Source organism: Nostoc sp., from assembly GCF_036916575.1.
Taxonomy (GTDB): Bacteria; Cyanobacteriota; Cyanobacteriia; order Cyanobacteriales; family Nostocaceae; genus Nostoc.
In genome coordinates this window covers 33,406-50,853 of record NZ_JBALGC010000037.1, presented here as the reverse complement: position 1 = coordinate 50,853, position 17,448 = coordinate 33,406, and the positions used below count along the sequence as shown (strand labels likewise).

Here is a 17,448-nt window from a genome sequence, read left to right as displayed (position 1 = left end):
GTCTGTTTGGCGATGATTAGTTCTGTATTGGGGTAGACGCGACTCATGCAATTCCTCTAATCTTCATTTTGAGTTTATTCAGAAATCTTCTGAACAAAGAGGTTTTGGTTACTGGAGTGTGAGGAAAAAATTCATGAAGATTCAGTGATCGCTATCTACTATTTGGCTGTGGTTAGTAATGATTTTTCTGCCGTTGTTGATGGCACAATCTATACAAGCACAGGTTAAGCAAAATCAACCAACAGCAATCAACACTGGGGAAAGTTTCAAAGTAACTGCCGATTCTTCTACTAACAGAAAAATTAGGCAAATCAGTGAGATGGAACACCCAGCCACCAATACTAGTGGATTACTTTCGCAATCGTCAACCCCACAAGCAACGCCAGCATCAGGAATCGTACCAATTACCGGGGTGAAAGCCAATCCCACTTCCCAAGGTGTGGAGGTGATTTTAGAGACACCGCTTGTCACTCAACTGCAAGTTACGAATCGCAGTACGGGCAATAATTTTATTGTTGATGTATCTGGTGGGCAGTTACAGTTAGCAGATGGTAATGCTTTTACATTTCGTTCGGAAAAACCACTTGCGGGAATTACACAAATAACAGCACAGAATATTGATGCCAATACTGTGCGAGTGACGGTAGTGGGTGTTGCAGCTATGCCCACAGTTGAGTTATTGGATGATAATGCAGGATTGGTTTTTGCAGTAGCATCGCAGGCAACTGCAATGCAGCCACCTCAAACACTACAAACTGAAGAACAACTACCAAACCAAACACCGCAACAGACACCATCGACACAAGACAATGAGCCAATTGAGTTAGTTGTGACGGGTGAGCAAGATAACTATCGTGCAACAGATGCTTCAACTGCCACCAAAACTGACACACCTTTGCACGACATTCCTCAATCGATTCAGGTAGTACCCCGACAAGTACGGAAGACCAGCAGGTGAGAAACCTGGCTGAAGCGGTTAGAAATGTGCCCGGTGTAGTCCAGGGAGGTCAATCATCAACTCGTGGAAATTTTGAAGCTGTTTCAATCCGAGGCTTTCGTTCACAAAGCGATATCCAGAGAAACGGGTTGAGAGACCTTACTTATCAACTTGCAAGTTTTGATGCGGCTGGTTTTGAACGAATTGAGGTGCTAAAAGGACCAGCTTCAGTTCTCTACGGTCAGGGTTCATTAGGCGGAGTCATCAATTATGTCACTAAATAACCTCTGAGCGAGCCTTACTACGCAATAGAAGCCTCTGCTGGCAGCTTCAACTTCTATCGCGGAGCTTTTGACTTTTCTGGTCCACTCAATGACAGCAAAACGGTATTGTATCGTCTTAACCTTGCAACTCAGACGACCGAAAGCTTCCTAGACTTCTATGATGAACAAAAATACTTTGTTGCTCCTGTGCTTTCCTGGCAAATCAGCGATCGCACTAAGATTACTTTTTCTGGCGAATATCAGGTTCGACCCAAAAAGAATGGTCAGCTGGGGCTTCCCGCCAAGGGGACTATCCTACCCAATCCGAATGGTCAAATACCGCGCGATCGCAACACAGCAGAGCCGTTTAGTACAATGGATCAAAGTGCCCTTCGCGTTGGCTACGATCTCGAACATCGCTTTAGTGACAACTGGCAGCTACGTAGCGCCTTTGGATATTCCTCATCTCAACGGTTTACGAATTGGATTACTAACGGCCAGTTAGATGATGAAAAGCGAATTATAAGTAGAGGTTACGAAAATGGTGTTGATGACTACAGATTCTATAATCTTGATACATATGTAGTTGGTAAGTTTACTACAGGTAGTATTAGGCATCAACTGGTCACAGGATTTAATCTCAACAGGCAAACCCAATATTACATCGGCTATGATCGCGAAATTGCTTCCCTTGACCTGTTCAATCCTGTATACGGTAGTCAGCCATTCGGCGATCCTAGTTTTTTTGATGGTCTCGACACAACAGACACACTCGGTGTTTATGTTCAAGATCAAGTGACACTGGCTGATAATCTGAAACTGCTATTGGGCGGGCGGTTTGATACCTTCAACCAGACCTCAGAAGATTATCTTGCTAAGACAGAACAAACGCAATCTGATGATGCATTTAGTCCGCGTGTGGGAATTGTTTATCAGCCAATAAAAGCAATTTCACTGTATGCTAACTACAGTCGTTCCTTTAGCCCAAACACTGGAAGAGCCTTTGATAACAGTACATTTCAACCGGAACGCGGTACTTCCTATGAAGTTGGTATCAAAGGAGATATTAGCAGTACACTTTCTGCGACACTTGCCTTTTACGATTTGACACGCTCCAATGTCTTGACCACCAATCCAATCAATTCTGACTTATCCATCCAAACAGGTGAGCAACGTAGCAAAGGGGTTGAATTTAGCATTGGTGGCGAAATTTTACCAGGATGGAACATCATTGAAGGTTATGCTTACACTGATGCAGAAATTACCAAAGACAATACCTATACGGTTGGCAACTTGGTGAATAATATTCCCAAACACAGCTTTAACATCTGGACAAGCTACAACATTCAATCTGGTAATTTCAAAGGCTTGGGTTTTGGCTTGGGGTTATTCTACGTCGGAGAACGCCAAGGAGACTTAAACAATACCTTCACTTTGCCTAGTTATTTCCTCACTGAGGCCGCTATCTTCTATAAGCAAGATAGATTCCGGGCAGGAATTAATTTTAAGAATTTGTTTGACGTTGACTATATTGAATCTGCTATTAACAGCACAAATCTTTTTTATGCCGATCCGTTTACGGTGCAGGGGACAATTTCATGGGAGTTTTAAGTTACTTTCCTTATTGCTTTTTACCTCGGTGTTTAAATTCCCGACTTTTTTAAAAAGTTGGGAATCTATGCCTTGCTGGCACTCATAACTAACTTCCAAGTAGCTTCTAGCCAAGAAAGTAAATCAGCTACACTCGTGAAATCTAACAATGCTACTCTCCGAGAAGCCGCTTCTCTTCTCCTTCGGAGACGCTACGCGAACGCGTCTACGCCCAGAGTTTCTAATGGTTACTCAAATCCGGCACACTTTGCGACTGCCTTTAAACGCCAATTTGGCATCACACAGGGCGAAGTTTGTTGGAGAAAAAGTCCTTTTAGCGAAGATGATGCCCTTTTTGGGTAGACACGAAAGCTAGAATCTATATATAATACCCACCAGTTTTATTAAGAACTCTTGTCATTTAATTAGAGTTGGCTTGGTGGAGTGTGAGGAATAATGAGAATTGAGCGATCGCCATTTACTACTTGGCTATGGTTAGTAATGATTTTTCTGCCGTTGTTGATGGCACAATCTGTACAAGCACAAGTCAAACACAATCAGCTAAGAGCAATCAACACCGGGAAAAGTTTCAAAGCGACTGCCGATTCTTCTACTAACAAAAGAATTTGGCTACTGGACGTTTCAAAGCTGTTCTTTTACAAAAGGCTAAGGATACAGTAATTAAACCTCAGTGTATGGGGCAGTTACTTGAAGAACTTTTAAAGCGTGAATCGATTGGAGCTAGAGAGTTTGCTAAATCCCTTGTTTCTATTCCTCTACCTTTAGAAGAAGAAGCACACTAGAAAGCTATAGTTGCAGGTAGGGTATTAGTCGAATGTGCAGAACCTAGTAGCTGGGCGGTTATTTGGTCGGCTATCTACCAAAATACAGACTTTGGGCGAGAAGTATTTGAAGCAGTCGCTTACCGCTACTCGCATGGTTTGCATTTGAAGCTGACTGAAAAACAGTTAGCGGATTTATACATCTGGCTAGTTTGTCAGTATCCTCATAGTGGAGATCCTGATTACAGTAATGATGTTCTTGCTCACAATATGGGCGCTAGAGAAAGTGTTGCTAACTTAAGAGACAGTGTTTTAACACAACTTAGGGAAACTGGGACATCTCAGGCGTGTATCGAGATTGAGCGTATTGCTGAGGAGTTTCCTGAATTAACGTGGCTTAAAAAAACGTTGCTGAAAGCTCAGAGCGTTAAACGGCGAAAAAATTGGCAACCACCTCAACCAGAGCAGATTCTTCAGATTGTTAGCAAAAAGGAATCACAGACTATGAAAACAATTCTGATCTTGGCATCCAGCCCAGTTGATGAGGCAAGATTACGCTTGGATAAAGAGGTGCGTGAAATTAATGATTACGTCGATCTCAGAAGCGTGATCAATTCAGATTAGAACAGAAATGGGCTGTTCGGGCTGCTGATGTACGTCGAGCTTTATTAGATCATGAACCACAAATCGTCCATTTCTGCGGACATGGATTTGGAAATGAAGGATTGGTGCTAGAAGATGAAAACGGACAATCAAAACTAGTCACTACAGAGGCTTTAGCAAATACATTTGAACTGTGTGCTGAACACGTCGAATGTGTTCTCCTTAATGCTTGCTATTCTGAAGTGCAAGCAGAGGCAATTGTAGAACATATTGACTATGTGATTGGGATGAATGATGCAATTGGAGATGCTGCCGCAATTCATTTTGCTACGGGATTTTATGATGCTCTTGGAGCAGGAAAGTCTATTGAAAATGCTTATAAATTGGGTTGTAATGCAATTCAGTCTGAGAATCTGCCAGATCATCTGAAACCAAAACTAAAGAAGAAAAAATAGCTCAATCAGCTTTTTGGTAATTAGAAAACCGTCTCTTCAATCACCATCATTCAACCTTATACCTTCAAGTTTTAACCTCAGAACCCGAAACTTAAACTTCAGAAGCTCAGCATTCGAGCAAAAAGGTGCAACTTCCGAGTTCAGAAGCTCAACGTTCAAGCAAAAAGGTGCAACTTCCGAGTTCAGAGGCTCAACGTTCGAGTAAAAAGGTCAAAGTTCCGAGTTCAGAGGCTCAACGTTCAAGCAAAAAGGTGCAACTTCCGAGTTCAGAGGCTCAACGTTCGAGTAAAAAGGTGCAACTTCCGAGTTCAGAGGTTGAAAGTTGAGATTTTGAAGGCAATGTCTACGACGGGCTACGCCTACGCAGAAGTATTTATCCCGAAAAATCATCTCTGAAGGGTCATTATCAAGGGTTCTAAAACTAGCCTTTTTAAGGTGACTCGTAAAATAAGATTGTTTTTTCTTTGCGCTCACCCATGTTCAGAACGGTGGAAGCCGCTGCTCTGACTTCTTTGTGTACCTCTGCGGTTTAAAAGTAATTTATCTAACCACTCCAGACGAAGAGAACACAGAGGTAAGACGGTAAAAAGAAATTGATTGACCAACATTTTTACTCATCTTGAAAGTGCTTATCTTATTTCATTAAAATTCTATATTTTGAGTATTTCTTGAATACACCGTACCATGTTTATTTAACCTGATTTTAACTGAATATTAAATTACTATTAAAGTACGGTAAATCTATTGATTTGAAGTCTTTTTTAAACGTTAGCAAGGTAAGTGTGCTGATGCTCAAGACTCACGACCCTACACAAATCCTGATACTATTAATTGGGGGTTCCACACTGCTTCTCTATGGTGTGAAACAAGTTACCGATGCAATGGAGCGGGCATTGGGTTCACGTCTGCGGCTTGCCATGATGACGCTGGCGAAGCGTCCAATGGCAGCTTTTGTGTCAGGTATGATTGTAACCATGCTAACCCAAAGCTCCACAGCAACTGCTTCAGTGATGGTAGGACTAGTCAGTGCCCAGTTAGTGCCATTAGCAACCGCAGTGCTCATGTTACAGGGAGCTGCCGTTGGCTCTACATTGATAGTACAACTGCTGGCTTTCCACATCACTGACTATGCACAAGAGTTTCTAGGTTTAACGGCAGCATTTGCTTTGTTGACCCGACGCAAGACTGTGCGGGATCTTGGGCGCGGCGTATTCAGTTTTGGATTAGTGTTGCAGGGTTTGGCGATGATTGACGCCAGTAGTGCCCCCATTGCCGATAGTTCGATTACGAATGAGATTATGCAGGTACTCTCCCCGTCTCCCTTGGTGTTGATATTACTGGGGGTACTGCTGGCAGCTGTGTTTGTCTCCAGTATCGCGGCGATTGGAATCGTAATGGTACTAGCTGGGGCACATGCCCTCCCCCTAGAAGCTGCTTTAGCAGTAACACTGGGTGCAAATATCGGCACAACACTTATGCCATTATTCACTGCATTAAACCGAGGTAGCGTCGTCGCCCGCCGACTAGGATTCATTTATGTTGGCACGAGGCTGGCAGGGGGAGCATTGGTGTTGGCATTGCTGAATCCCTTGGCGGTGTTATTGACTCGTCTGTTGCCCAATCCATCAACACAAGTAGCATTGGCACACCTGGGATTCAACTTGATTTTGGCGATTATTTTTGTACCACTAGCAAATTCACTTGCAGACTTCGCTACCAGACTGCTACCAGAACCTGAAACAGAAAAGAAACTGAGTGTACGCTATCTTGATCCCAATGCGTTGACATTACCTGCGATCGCACTTGGTCAAGCAATGCGCGAAATTCTGCGGATGGCGGATTTGGCAACAGAGATGCTACAGCTTAGTATTCAGGCGTTTGAAGACGGGGTGAAAGATTTGCCTAAACAGATTGGGGCACTCGATAACCAGCTTGACGACCTGGAAACTGCTATCAAGCATTACCTAATTCAACTCAATGATGAATTACTGACGGAGGAACAGTCGCAACGGGAGTTGACATTGCTTTATATCAGTACGGAGTTAGAGGCAATTGGCGACATCATCGACCGACAACTCATGAGATTAGCTCGACGCAAACGACGCAAACAAATTGCTTTTTCTCAGCAAGAGTGGAACGACATTGTTGCTTACCACGGTGATGTGCTGGCCCTGCTGCAACAAACACTGACAGGGCTGGCTGCACAAGATCCAACGATCGCAGGTGAAGTTTTATCGCAGCGGCAATCGCTCAACCAAATTAAGCGGGAAATTTATCTAAGGCATCATCAGCATCTCAGTTCAGGAGATTCTGTGAGTCTTAATGCCAGTTCCATTCATTTGGAGATGGTTAATGCGATGAGTCGTATTCTCTCCCACACCTATAGCATTGCCCGTGTTATTCAGGGAGAGTTGTAATTTGTTCACAGGTTTGAGCAGAAGAAGAAGCGATCGCCTTCTAACCCTCATCATCCAACCTCAAACCCTCAAGTTTCAATCTCAGAACCTCAACATTCGAGCAAAAAGGTCGAAGTTCCGAGTTCAGAAGCTCAACGTTCCAGCAAAAAGGTGCAACTTCCAAGTTCAAAGGCTCAACGTTCCAGCAAAAAGGTGCAACTTCCAAGTTCAAAGGTTCAGCGTTTGAGTAAAAAGGTGGAACTTTTGAGTTCAAAGGTTGGAAGTTGAGATTTTTAGAGCGATCACAGAGGTTTAAAGTAGAAAATTTATTGTGTAAAAGCTTGCTAATAACGTAAATATAAGCAACAAAAGAGTATTGAATAGAGCAAATATTGGTAAAATCTAAAAAGATAAAGTTTTAATAATAATTTATTAGTAAGTAATGACTAAAACTAAGCTACTAACGACACTCTCAGATGGGAAAATTTGTGATTTCATTGATCAAAAAATCCGTAATGATACACCCGAAGAGTATGTTCGTCAAAACATTGAGCGTCGCTTAGTTTTAGAATTGAGTTACTTGCCAGAACAAATTGAGGTTGAGTATCCAATTAAACAGGGTAGTAAGACAGTCCGGGCGGATATTGTCATCTTCGGTGAAGGAGAACCACACAATCAGGAGAACGTCCGAATTATTATTGAGTGCAAGAAAGACTCGATACAGCCCTCAGCTAGTAAAGACGGAGTTGATCAACTCAAGTCTTACATGGCAGCTTGCGATAATTCGGAATGGGGAATGTGGACAAACGGAAAGAAAAAGACAGTCTTTCGTCGAGTTAAGACAGAAGAAGGCGTTGTTTACGAAGAACCAAATGATATTCCTTCAAAAGATGGCAGTCTTGAAGAAGTCGATCGCCCAACTCGTGAATCTTTAAAGAATGCAGTTGGAGATAACCTGCTGTTTTCTTTCAAGATTTGTCATGACCATATTTATGTCACTGATGGACTACAAAAACAACCTGCTTTCTTTGAGCTTTTGAAAGTGATTTTTTGCAAGATTCATGATGAGCGGAATTTTCCAAACCCTTTAGAGTTTTATGCAACTGCCCGTGAAAAAGCAAGTAATGATGGTAGGCTAACTGTTGTTAATAGAATTAGTAAAATTTTTGATGCTGTCAAAAAACAGTATCCTGCTATTTTTGATGCTAACAACCAGCTAAAACTTCAGCCGCGTTCCTTAGCTTATGTGGTTGGTGAACTCCAGCGATATAGTTTTCTCAGTACGAATATTGATGTGAAGGGGAAAGCCTATGAGGAACTTGTTGGAGCTAACTTGAGGGGCGATCGCGGTGAATTTTTCACACCTCGAAATGTTCAAAGAATGACTGTTAGGATGCTTGATATAAAAGTAACTGACAGAATTATCGATCCTGCTTGTGGCACAGGTGGCTTTCTGGTCATTGCAATGAATGAAGTCATCCAAAAGCTAAAGCAGCAAGCGGGAGTCACTGAGCAATCTGATATCTGGATGCGAGATGCCTTAAATTCTAAAATCAGAGAAACTGCTCAAGCAAACTTCTTCGGAGTTGATATTAATCCAGACTTGGTAAAAGCTACCAAGATGAATATGGTGATGAATAATGATGGGGCTGGCAATATTTTCCGGCATGATTCATTATTACATCCGCATCAGTGGGAAGAGAATTTTCGCAAACAGTTTGCAAAAGCCCTTGATATTGATCCTAAAAGTTTACGCAGCCCAAAGGATCTAGCTTATTTTGATGTCATTGCTACAAATCCCCCCTTTGGCTCGAAGTTACCTATTAAAGATCGTGAAACTTTAATTCAATATCAGCTTGGTCATGTTTGGCGGGAAACTGAAACAGGTTGGGAAGTAACCGATCAACTTCAAGGCTCTGCACCCCCAGAAATTCTGTTCATTGAGCGATGCTGGCAATTTTTAAAACCCGGTGGACGCATGGGAATTGTGCTGCCAGATGCAATTTTGGGTGCGCCTGGATTACTCTACGTGCGATACTGGATGATCAAGCATTGCCGCATTGTCGCCTCTATTGATCTGCATTCCGACACCTTTCAGCCTCGTAATGGTACTCAAACCTCAGTTCTCATTCTTCAAAAAAAGACAGAAGAAGAAATTAATCGAGGAACCATGCCAGACTACGAAATCTTTATGGCACAGGTAAAGGCGATCGGGCATGATAAACGAGGTAACACTGTTTACAGAAGGAATCAAGAGGGTGAAGAGATACTGATGCCAGCCGAGCCAGAATCAATTCCACTTATAGAGCGAACAGCAAGCGGCGAAGGCACAGCTAGACCTTTACCTCGTCAGAAAGTAGAAGACGATGATACGCCATTTGTGGCAGATGAGTTTCTTGTTTGGAAAAAGCAGGTGGTGCTGGGATGGTAAAATACAACTTTCAACCGGAATATACGCCGATATCTTCGCCTGATGAGTCTGAGAAACTGTCAACTACCATCAGGCTCAGTGAGATATTTGATGCAGGCGTTCGCTTAGAAGCATCTGCTTTTAGTATCGAAGCTCATAACGCGGTTACAGCTTTGGAAAACAGTGGTTTACAACTCATGCAGCTTTATGGCGAAGCTGGTCTTTGCACAGGGGGTTATTATCCTCATCGCTTCAAACGGATTTACGTAAGCCCTGAAAAAGGCATCCCATTTTTATCTAGCTCTGAGATTATTAGCTTACGCCCCACAACTGATCGTTTCATTAGTAAAAAGTACACTCCAAATTTAAATTTGTTTTTGCCTAAGAAGTGGGATGTGTTGATTTCACGCTCTGGCACTATTGGTAATATTGGTTTAGCAACAGAAAGTTTTCTAGGTAAAGCTATTTCAGAACACGCCATTCGTCTTCAAGCAAGCGATCCTGATACTGCTGGTTATGTTGCGGCTTTTCTTCGCAGTCATTATGGTCGCGCTCAGGTTATTCAAGGAACTTACGGTCCTGTTGTAGCTCAAATTGAACCTGAACATCTAGAACGAGTTTTAATTCCTGATTTGCAACCAATACGCCGAATAGCAATTGGTCGGTTAATGTGTAAAGCTGGTGAACTTCGAGATGAAGCAAATCGGCTTTTAGATGAAGCAGATCGATTATTACATGAACGGTTAAACTTGCCTGAGCTAAATTCTATTGCCCCCACAGATAGAAATACATCCATTGCCAAAGTAAAAGCTTCTCAACTGCTAGGACGCTTAGAAGGTAGCTTTCATGATCCGGTTGCCATTGCTGCTGAAAAGCAGTTGAGAAAATTGTCTGTTGAAGTTACCACTGTAGGCGATTCACGAGTTACCAGAGAAATTAGACCTATTACTAAATTCCGTAAAAGAGTTTACGTTGAAAAGGGCGGAATTCCTCTCCTTAGTAGCAAGCAACTTTTCCAAATTTCTCCAATAGATATTAAGGGATTAGCTAAAGGCGCACATACTAAAGATTTGCCTGAAATTCAACTAGAAGAAAATATGATTGCGGTTACTCGCTCTGGAACAATTGGGCGTGTACAAATTATTCCTACTTATATGGCAAGCTGGACAGCCAGCGAACACGCAACAAGGTTTCTAGCAGCAGAGGATATGAACCCAGGCTATCTTTATGCTTGGTTGGCATCAGACTATGGTTATCGCTTGATTACTCGATATTCTTACGGTTCAGTGATTCTCGAAGTTGACAAAGAAATGTTCTCTTCTGTCCCAATTGCTCTACCTGAACCAAGTATTATCAATGAAATTGGCAACTTAGTTCTCAAAGCCAATCAATTACGGGATGAGGCTTGGCGTAATGAACAAGAAGCCATCAGCAAACTTGAAAACCTAATTGTCAAAAAACAAACTCCTCAAGTTGAAATTGACGCTGTTCAACCACCATCTGAATTAAGCCAACTTTCTTTTGACGCTGCTGCTGTGCCTATTTGGGAATTGGTAGCTGAAATCTCTGCCCAAGTCCCTGATGAAGAATGGCAAAAACTACCCACAGACTTAGCTAGGAGATTTGATTACTACCAGAAACAGAAACAAGGAAAAGATTGATGCGGGTTGTGTTTGCAGATACAGGGTACTGGGTAGCGTTGCTTAATCCTCGTGATGATTTACATAACAAAGCGATAAATCTCTCAAAAGCTTTACAGCCTGCTCATATTGTCACCAGTGAAATGGTTTTAACTGAAGTACTAAATGATTTTTCATCCAGAGGTGAGTACTTTCGACAAGCAGCCGCCAATCTTATTAAGAGTCTCTATCGCCATCCAAACACTACCATCATTCCACAAACTAGTATTCAGTTTCAGGCGGCGTTGACGCTCTATGAGCAAAGGGCAGATAAGGAGTGGAGTCAAACTGATTGCGTATCATTCAAAATTATGGATGAGCAAATTATTGCCGAGGCGCTTGCCTATGACAGACATTTTGTGCAAGCAGGCTATACAGCCTTGATGCGAAATTGCCAAGTCTGAGATGGTTTAGCAGCGAAGTGATCGCCTTCCAACCCCCATCATCCAACCTCAGAACTCGAAGGTTGCACTTCAGAAGTTAAGCAGTTGAGCTATAAGTTTAGAATTTGAGTTACAAGAGATATAGATTACTGGCAGAAGGGTTAGGCAATGAGTGAAACTCAGACCCAGTTACCGACAGATATATGGATTTGTGCTTCTTGGCAAGAGTATGAGCAAGCGATCGCTAACTTGCTCAACGAGAAGGCAAAGAGTTACTACTATAAGGGGCACATGAGGCTGGAGATGGCACCAGTTAGTTTTGATCATGGTAAAGACCATGTGGTAATTATTTTTGCGGTAACTCTATTTGCGGCACTTAAAGGAATACTAGCCACAGGTTTAGACACAACCACCTTTCGTAAAACTGGTGTTCAAGACTGTCAGCCCGATGTAGCATATTACCTCAGAGAACGTGCCCAAACTATTCCAGCAGGTACAGGGATTGTCAACCTTGAACGGTATCCAGCACCGGATTTGGTGATTGAGATTGCGAAAACATCTTTGCTGGATGACTTGGGTACAAAGCGATCGCTCTATGAAGAGTTGGGTATTGCTGAATACTGGGTAGTGGATGTCCAAAATGTCCAAATCATCGCCTATGTGATCGCAGACCAGGGTAGTAAACGTATTCAAGAATCACAAGTATTGCCTGGGTTGGCGATCACTATTTTAGAAGAAGCTTTACGCCGAAGTCGTCAAATGAGTCAATCTGAAGTTGGAACTTGGTTACTGAGCCAGTTTCAGCAAAAGGATGCTTGAATGATGTAGGAGTTTCATGAAAGTTTAAAGTATCATCGCCTTCCAATCTCCATCATCCAACCTCAAACCATCAAGTTTCAAGCTCAGAACTCGAAAGTTGCACCTCAGAAACCGAAGTTTCAACCTCAGAACTTCAACATCCGAGCAAAAAGCCTGAAACTTCCCCTTCTGAACTCCAAGCTTCACCCTCATCACAGCAAGTTTGAGCCTTTGAACACGAAATTTGGACTTCAGAAGGTCAAACATCCCCTTCAGAACTTGAACATTTGGCTTCAAAGGTTAAAGAGTTGAGCTAGAAGTTTAGAATTTGAGTTACAAGAAATATAGCTTAGGGCAGAAGGGTTAGACAATGAGTGAAACTCAGACCCAGTTACCGACAGATACATGCATTTGTGCTTCTTAGCAGGAGTATGAGCAAGCGATCGCTAACTTGCTCAACGAGAAAGCAAAGAGTTACTACTATAAGGGGCACATGAGGCTGGAGATGGCACCAGTTAGTTTTGATCATGGTAAGCGATCGCAGATCAAGGCACTAAAGGCATACGTGAATCTTTAAATGAGAGAAGGAATCAAGGCACAAAACTATGACTTTAGTCATATTGAGATGATGACTTTTTCCCCTAATGATGTTTTATTTAACGTTTTAAACTTGAGACTATACAGCAATTCTATCTAGTTGTAAAACAATCAATGCCTCTTATATTCTTATGAAAACTTTCCTTAATCACGAAGGAAAACCACTGATGCATAAGACCTTACTATGAACGGTAAGGTTGTGAAGCACAGAGGATATAGGGGTAAACGATCACAAATTATTTAGGAAAGTTGTTACTAATAAACCAAACATAAACAAGTAAGAGAATTGATCATGAAACGTATCTTCGTTGGCACACTACTTGCTCTACCACTTGCAATTGCCTCATTATCATCACAGGCATCGGCAGCAGAGATTATTGTCAGACCTGCGGCTCATAGACCCATTGTTGTTGCTAGATCCTATTGGAAAACAGTTTATGTTAGGGGGCATTGGGAAACAATACACGGTCGTCGGCACTGGGTTCCGGCTCATACTGTGCGTGTACGTGTAAGAGGTTAATATATTATCCTATAGGACTCATATTTGATTTTTGAAATACACGTAGGGGAGCCAGTGCGTTGCGGAGGTTCCCTCCGTTGTAGCAACTGGCGTTGCGTTAGCAAAGTGTAACGCACCTCCCAAAGTGTTTGGTGCGTTACGCTTGTCATAATTGCAAATTGCTGATCCCCGACTTTTTTGAAAAGTCGGGGATCATGTTTGTGCACATTTGATTCCGGATTGCTATTTTATGCAGAGACGCAATTTGACTCGCATCTCTACAATGTCTTTCCATGAGTTTTATTCAGCGTTCACAAATTCCAAATACCCATTGCTAAGTTCTTTCACCGCCAAATCATAAAATTGTTTACCGTGTTCAGGCGTTGCTAAAGCCGGATTTGATCCCATGCGTCCATCTGGATAACGCACTCGAAAGTCAGCTGCGCTATAAATCCTGTGTCCGCTTGCAACTTCTGGTGAAAGGGGCGCTTGCTTAATCGCCTCTGGATAAACGTATTGGGTAAGGGCTACTTCACTTGGCGTTGCATGAGAACCTTCTTGATCCCCATATAATTCTTTAGCTAGCTTATATACAGAACCGCACATAAACCAGTTTCCCACTTGACATTGCACCTGTTGAGCATTGTTAATCTGCAAATCTTCTAAATGGGCGTAAGTTTCGGAAAAAGCCGCTTTCAGGGTGGCGATGTTACCACCATGTCCGTTGATAAAGTAGAACTTGCTAAAACCAGCTTTGGCTAAACAAGTTACATAATCTCGTACTACTTGAATTAAAGTGCTGGGGCGCAGACTGATTGTGCCAGGAAAGGAAGTATGGTGCAGTGCCATCCCCACATTGATTGTAGGGCCAACGATCGCGCCAGTTGCATCGCCTACACCAGCTGCGATCGCTTCTGCACAAATGGCATCAGTACCAATCAACCCCGTTGGCCCGTGTTGTTCTGTGGAACCAATAGGGAAAATAATCCCCTTTGATTGCTGTAAATAAGCTTCGACTTCTTGCCAAGTACTTAAATGTAGTAACATTTTTAATGATTTTCCTCAATAAAATTGCGGTGGGACGAAACTTTTTTCTGCTAAACAGCATCTTCTGTAACTAAACTCTCACTAACACGATTATGAACTCCCTCACTTTCCTGTGGCGGCGATCGCTACGATTTTGATTTGTGAGAGGTTATTTTAAAAGTAGTTTACTGTGATTTTAGGCATTTATTAATCTCCCCTAGCCGACGCCAGTCAAGGAAAGGGGGAAACCTCCTGTTCCCGCTCTTTAGCGCGTGGTATGGATTCAGGAGGATCTAAAACGTTTTGCTACCGACAAGAGGACTTTTAAAATATCCTCTAAGAATTGCAAGCCACAAATCCCCGACTTCTTTGAGAAGTCGGGGATCTTGTTTATCAGAAATGATTTACCATTGAGTTATGAAATGTTAGTTTTCTGGATCATCAAGAAAATAAAGGGGATCAATCTCTAATCTTGATTAATCAAAGTAATAATGCTTTTTTACGTTACTTGTAATTTCCCATATGCAAGACATTCCAGCGGGAAAAATTACTAAATCGCCTTTACCCATTTGCACTGGCTGTCCACCATCAGGAGTAACAACTACATAACCTTCCAAAAAGTAGCAAGTTTCTTGAGAATCATAAGTCCAAGGGAATTTTGATATTTCCTTTTTCCAAATTTCCCATTTAGAGACACCCAATTCATTGAGACGTTCAAGTCTTGGTTGATGCTCAATTTTAATTTCCATGTTGTGTTTACCCTAGTTATCTTCAGCAGTAGGATTGAATATCCTCTCCACACTGATCTACTAGATAACACAAAGCGCGAAAACGCAAGTAGACAAGTTCGTTATAAAGCGGATTGAGTTTGCACATTGGCGGAATGTGACCTATTGTGCGACCAAAAAGCATGATATCTCGCTCGAATGGACACTGAGCGGGAATCAGTTTAGCAATGAATTTAGCTAACTTCCGATTCTGAATCTCAATTTTATCAAGCCATTGACGTAATGGTTGCAGTAAATCTAATTTAGGTAGAGCAAATTGTTTTTTACGGACTGTTTGATCCTTTTCTTCTAAAGGGTTAATAAAAGCAGGCAGAAAAATACGTCGATTTTTTGTTTTAAGCATAGTTGTAGACAAGATTTTCCTGGAGTAGATGAATTATTTGCCGATTGGGAATATTACCATGCAATCTGTATGGTCAATTTGCATTGTGCTTGTAAAGTAGGAAGGATAATAAGCACAATACAAAGAATTTACATGCATCTTTGGGGGGAAATCGTTTAACTAATTGTTATTTAAACCCACCAAATCAGGAAGAACTGTCCCGTTAAATACAAAATAACAAAGAAAATATAAATATGGCATTTTTTTAACTTATGGATTGCTAATCTTGGATATAGCAATTTTATATATTAAATAGAAATGCCTGGTTCTGAAACTGCCTAGTATCTAGAGATAGACTTTGGGGTAGAAAAATACAGTTTATCTCTAATTCCATATAGTTTTCACTAAGATTAGCCTCTAAATACCTAGCGATTTTAGGCTATTAAATATCTAGTCATCTGTCTTATATGTTACACTATCTAACCTAGATATTATTTAATAAGTAGCAAGAAACCGTTTAATAAGTTCAAGCTAATATACTTAGGACTTACAGCATTTAGAAGAATATTTGCAAAAAATGCATCGGATCTAAGGGCGTACAGCAATATGCCCCTACTGATACATATCACGTATTTTGTGAAATGGTATAATTATGAAAAATTTATTTCTTAAAATATCTCAAGACGTAACGATCTTGATATTTGCTGATCTACTCTACATTTTGTTGCTCTAATTTTGACAGCAATTTAGGTGAAAATGCTTTTGCTGAATATATAGTACGATACCAAGGTTGGTTATTAAAGTGATCTTGTAATTCAGGAGTATCAAAACGGCGACCATGACTGGCAAAAATCGAATTTCGCATAATATCTAGTTCAAAACCGTCTTTATCATCCAAATCTGCATCAGTTACAAGTCTTTGCGAAAGCCAGAAATAATTGTTGAAAGGCGTGGTATCAACTGGCGATATTGATGTAGTTGAGAAAGGTGTAAATTTAGTAGGAACAGATGAGCTATTTGGTGTCAATTTAGGAGTTTGTATCACCGGGCTTGTGACGGTTGACGGTGTTTGTGAAGGTAACACCGTTTTGTCTGTTGTATGTTGAGAAGATTTTGTTAACACTTGGCTAATAATCACAGATGCACCAATTAACCCGCCTGCAATCAAACTGCCGATAAGGATATTATTTACTAGAACATTGGGCAAGCTCTTGACCAGATGAACTCACCCACTGATGAGCCATTCGTGAAAGGTTAAGATCAAATCCTATTTGTCAATAAGCAATAGTACTTAAAATATTGCTATAACTACCTTCATTTCAAATCTAGTAAACCTTCTTCTTTCAATTTAGGATTGAAGCGAATTTGCATTTGTAAACCACGCCCTTCTAGCAATTGCGTTGAAATTTCTGCTTCTACTCTCCGTGCCACATTTTTAATGATTTTTATTTGTGCTAATTCATCATTAGCTGGATTTTGATATTTTGCCTGTTCTTCAGGTGTCATTACCACTTTGACATCAATGGGATTAGTCCATTTTTCTTTGTTATCCCCATTTCCCCAAGGCACACTGCCATTTTCAGCAATCCAAGCATTCTCAATATTTTCTAAAATTGTGCGACTAGGGCGTTCAATAGTTTGAACTTTGACCCAATAGCATTGCTGTGGCTGACGGACTAAATGCTGCTTGAGGCTGAGATAAACATCACGGGAGTATCCTACAAATTGGAGTACTTTTTCTTGGTCAAAAATAGCATATACCCCGATTTTACCCTGAAATTGTTCAGGTAATTGACCGCGATCGTCAATGTAAGGAATATATTCCAGGGTTGCCAAAGAAGAAAGATTCGTTTCCAGAGCCATATATCAAATATCAAACTTACTATTTGCCTTCATAATTGAGAATTGCTAATTAGGGAA

General features: G+C 41.4%; 17 protein-coding genes and 2 pseudogenes. 13 read left to right on the top strand and 6 right to left on the bottom strand.

From position 1 onward, the window contains the following. Positions 1 to 178 precede the first annotated feature (178 nt). The 4 genes from V7L29_RS09550 to V7L29_RS09535 all read left to right on the top strand — a co-directional run bounded on the left by V7L29_RS09550 (position 179) and on the right by V7L29_RS09535 (position 3,153). Positions 179 to 958 (top strand): AMIN domain-containing protein, encoded by a 780-nt coding sequence (locus V7L29_RS09550; protein ID WP_334735290.1) that lies wholly within the window; start codon positions 179 to 181, stop codon positions 956 to 958. After that, entirely contained in the window at positions 955 to 1,221 is a 267-nt protein-coding gene (locus V7L29_RS09545) for a TonB-dependent receptor plug domain-containing protein (RefSeq protein WP_334735289.1), read from the top strand. The genes V7L29_RS09550 and V7L29_RS09545 overlap by 4 nt, the downstream gene beginning before the upstream one ends. Before the next feature lie 3 nt (positions 1,222 to 1,224). Beyond that, positions 1,225 to 2,811, top strand: coding sequence for a TonB-dependent siderophore receptor (locus V7L29_RS09540; RefSeq protein WP_334735344.1), 1,587 nt, complete (start codon positions 1,225 to 1,227; stop codon positions 2,809 to 2,811). A 72-nt stretch (positions 2,812 to 2,883) separates the two neighbouring features. Then, on the top strand, positions 2,884 to 3,153 hold the full coding sequence (locus V7L29_RS09535; protein ID WP_334735288.1) for a hypothetical protein: 270 nt from the start codon (positions 2,884 to 2,886) through the stop codon (positions 3,151 to 3,153). Between the two features lie 62 nt (positions 3,154 to 3,215). On the opposite strand, the gene V7L29_RS09530 is transcribed toward V7L29_RS09535, so the two are convergent. Next, positions 3,216 to 3,341, bottom strand: a complete 126-nt coding sequence (locus V7L29_RS09530; RefSeq protein ID WP_334689002.1) for a hypothetical protein — start codon at positions 3,339 to 3,341, stop codon at positions 3,216 to 3,218. Between the two features lie 75 nt (positions 3,342 to 3,416). Between V7L29_RS09530 and V7L29_RS09525 the strand changes: the two genes are divergently transcribed. The 9 genes and pseudogenes from V7L29_RS09525 (at position 3,417) to V7L29_RS09485 (ending at position 13,413) form a co-directional block, all read left to right on the top strand. Next, positions 3,417 to 3,593, top strand: a complete 177-nt coding sequence (locus V7L29_RS09525; RefSeq protein ID WP_334735287.1) for a hypothetical protein — start codon at positions 3,417 to 3,419, stop codon at positions 3,591 to 3,593. A 144-nt stretch (positions 3,594 to 3,737) separates the two neighbouring features. Further along, entirely contained in the window at positions 3,738 to 4,196 is a 459-nt protein-coding gene (locus V7L29_RS09520) for a hypothetical protein (RefSeq protein WP_334735286.1), read from the top strand. Between the two features lie 59 nt (positions 4,197 to 4,255). After that, positions 4,256 to 4,630 (top strand): annotated as a pseudogene (locus tag V7L29_RS09515) (CHAT domain-containing protein); the annotation flags it as partial. A 788-nt stretch (positions 4,631 to 5,418) separates the two neighbouring features. After that, positions 5,419 to 7,047 carry a Na/Pi cotransporter family protein gene (locus V7L29_RS09510; RefSeq protein WP_334735285.1) on the top strand — a complete coding sequence of 543 codons (1,629 nt, stop codon included), beginning with the start codon at positions 5,419 to 5,421 and terminating at the stop codon, positions 7,045 to 7,047. Positions 7,048 to 7,468: 421 nt separating this feature from the next. Then, the gene (locus tag V7L29_RS09505; protein ID WP_334735284.1) at positions 7,469 to 9,457 is read left to right on the top strand and encodes an N-6 DNA methylase; all 1,989 of its coding nucleotides are present in this window, start codon (positions 7,469 to 7,471) and stop codon (positions 9,455 to 9,457) included. Continuing rightward, positions 9,427 to 11,097, top strand: coding sequence for a restriction endonuclease subunit S (locus V7L29_RS09500; RefSeq protein WP_334735283.1), 1,671 nt, complete (start codon positions 9,427 to 9,429; stop codon positions 11,095 to 11,097). The genes V7L29_RS09505 and V7L29_RS09500 overlap by 31 nt, the downstream gene beginning before the upstream one ends. Then, on the top strand, positions 11,097 to 11,519 hold the full coding sequence (locus V7L29_RS09495) for a type II toxin-antitoxin system VapC family toxin (RefSeq protein ID WP_334735282.1): 423 nt from the start codon (positions 11,097 to 11,099) through the stop codon (positions 11,517 to 11,519). The genes V7L29_RS09500 and V7L29_RS09495 overlap by 1 nt, the downstream gene beginning before the upstream one ends. A 147-nt stretch (positions 11,520 to 11,666) precedes the next feature. Then, entirely contained in the window at positions 11,667 to 12,317 is a 651-nt protein-coding gene (locus V7L29_RS09490; protein WP_334735281.1) for a Uma2 family endonuclease, read from the top strand. An 868-nt stretch (positions 12,318 to 13,185) separates the two neighbouring features. Then, positions 13,186 to 13,413 carry a hypothetical protein gene (locus tag V7L29_RS09485; RefSeq protein ID WP_334689008.1) on the top strand — a complete coding sequence of 76 codons (228 nt, stop codon included), beginning with the start codon at positions 13,186 to 13,188 and terminating at the stop codon, positions 13,411 to 13,413. Between the two features lie 279 nt (positions 13,414 to 13,692). On the opposite strand, the gene V7L29_RS09480 is transcribed toward V7L29_RS09485, so the two are convergent. From V7L29_RS09480 to V7L29_RS09460, 5 genes and pseudogenes are all read right to left on the bottom strand, one after another. Next, positions 13,693 to 14,439, bottom strand: coding sequence for a creatininase family protein (locus tag V7L29_RS09480; protein ID WP_334689009.1), 747 nt, complete (start codon positions 14,437 to 14,439; stop codon positions 13,693 to 13,695). Between the two features lie 455 nt (positions 14,440 to 14,894). Then, a complete protein-coding gene (locus V7L29_RS09475) occupies positions 14,895 to 15,167 on the bottom strand; it encodes a cupin domain-containing protein (protein WP_334689010.1) in 273 nt (90 codons plus the stop codon). Positions 15,168 to 15,189: 22 nt separating this feature from the next. Continuing rightward, positions 15,190 to 15,549 (bottom strand): Mo-dependent nitrogenase C-terminal domain-containing protein, encoded by a 360-nt coding sequence (locus V7L29_RS09470; protein ID WP_334689011.1) that lies wholly within the window; start codon positions 15,547 to 15,549, stop codon positions 15,190 to 15,192. Between the two features lie 688 nt (positions 15,550 to 16,237). After that, positions 16,238 to 16,717: pseudogene (locus V7L29_RS09465) on the bottom strand (YARHG domain-containing protein); the annotation flags it as partial. 125 nt (positions 16,718 to 16,842) lie between these two features. Beyond that, on the bottom strand, positions 16,843 to 17,391 hold the full coding sequence (locus V7L29_RS09460; RefSeq protein ID WP_334689014.1) for a GIY-YIG nuclease family protein: 549 nt from the start codon (positions 17,389 to 17,391) through the stop codon (positions 16,843 to 16,845). Between the last annotated feature and the right edge of the window lie 57 nt (positions 17,392 to 17,448).

Excerpts from the sequence above, each read along its gene's own strand:
- V7L29_RS09550 (WP_334735290.1), top strand. The coding sequence starts at position 179 with ATGATTTTTCTGCCGTTGTTGATGGCACAATCTATACAAGCACAGGTT.
- V7L29_RS09510 (WP_334735285.1), top strand. The coding sequence starts at position 5,419 with ATGCTCAAGACTCACGACCCTACACAAATCCTGATACTATTAATTGGG.
- V7L29_RS09505 (WP_334735284.1), top strand. The coding sequence starts at position 7,469 with ATGACTAAAACTAAGCTACTAACGACACTCTCAGATGGGAAAATTTGT.
- V7L29_RS09495 (WP_334735282.1), top strand. The coding sequence starts at position 11,097 with ATGCGGGTTGTGTTTGCAGATACAGGGTACTGGGTAGCGTTGCTTAAT.
- V7L29_RS09490 (WP_334735281.1), top strand. The coding sequence starts at position 11,667 with ATGAGTGAAACTCAGACCCAGTTACCGACAGATATATGGATTTGTGCT.
- V7L29_RS09485 (WP_334689008.1), top strand. The coding sequence starts at position 13,186 with ATGAAACGTATCTTCGTTGGCACACTACTTGCTCTACCACTTGCAATT.
- V7L29_RS09480 (WP_334689009.1), bottom strand. The coding sequence starts at position 14,439 with ATGTTACTACATTTAAGTACTTGGCAAGAAGTCGAAGCTTATTTACAG.
- V7L29_RS09475 (WP_334689010.1), bottom strand. The coding sequence starts at position 15,167 with ATGGAAATTAAAATTGAGCATCAACCAAGACTTGAACGTCTCAATGAA.
- V7L29_RS09470 (WP_334689011.1), bottom strand. The coding sequence starts at position 15,549 with ATGCTTAAAACAAAAAATCGACGTATTTTTCTGCCTGCTTTTATTAAC.
- V7L29_RS09460 (WP_334689014.1), bottom strand. The coding sequence starts at position 17,391 with ATGGCTCTGGAAACGAATCTTTCTTCTTTGGCAACCCTGGAATATATT.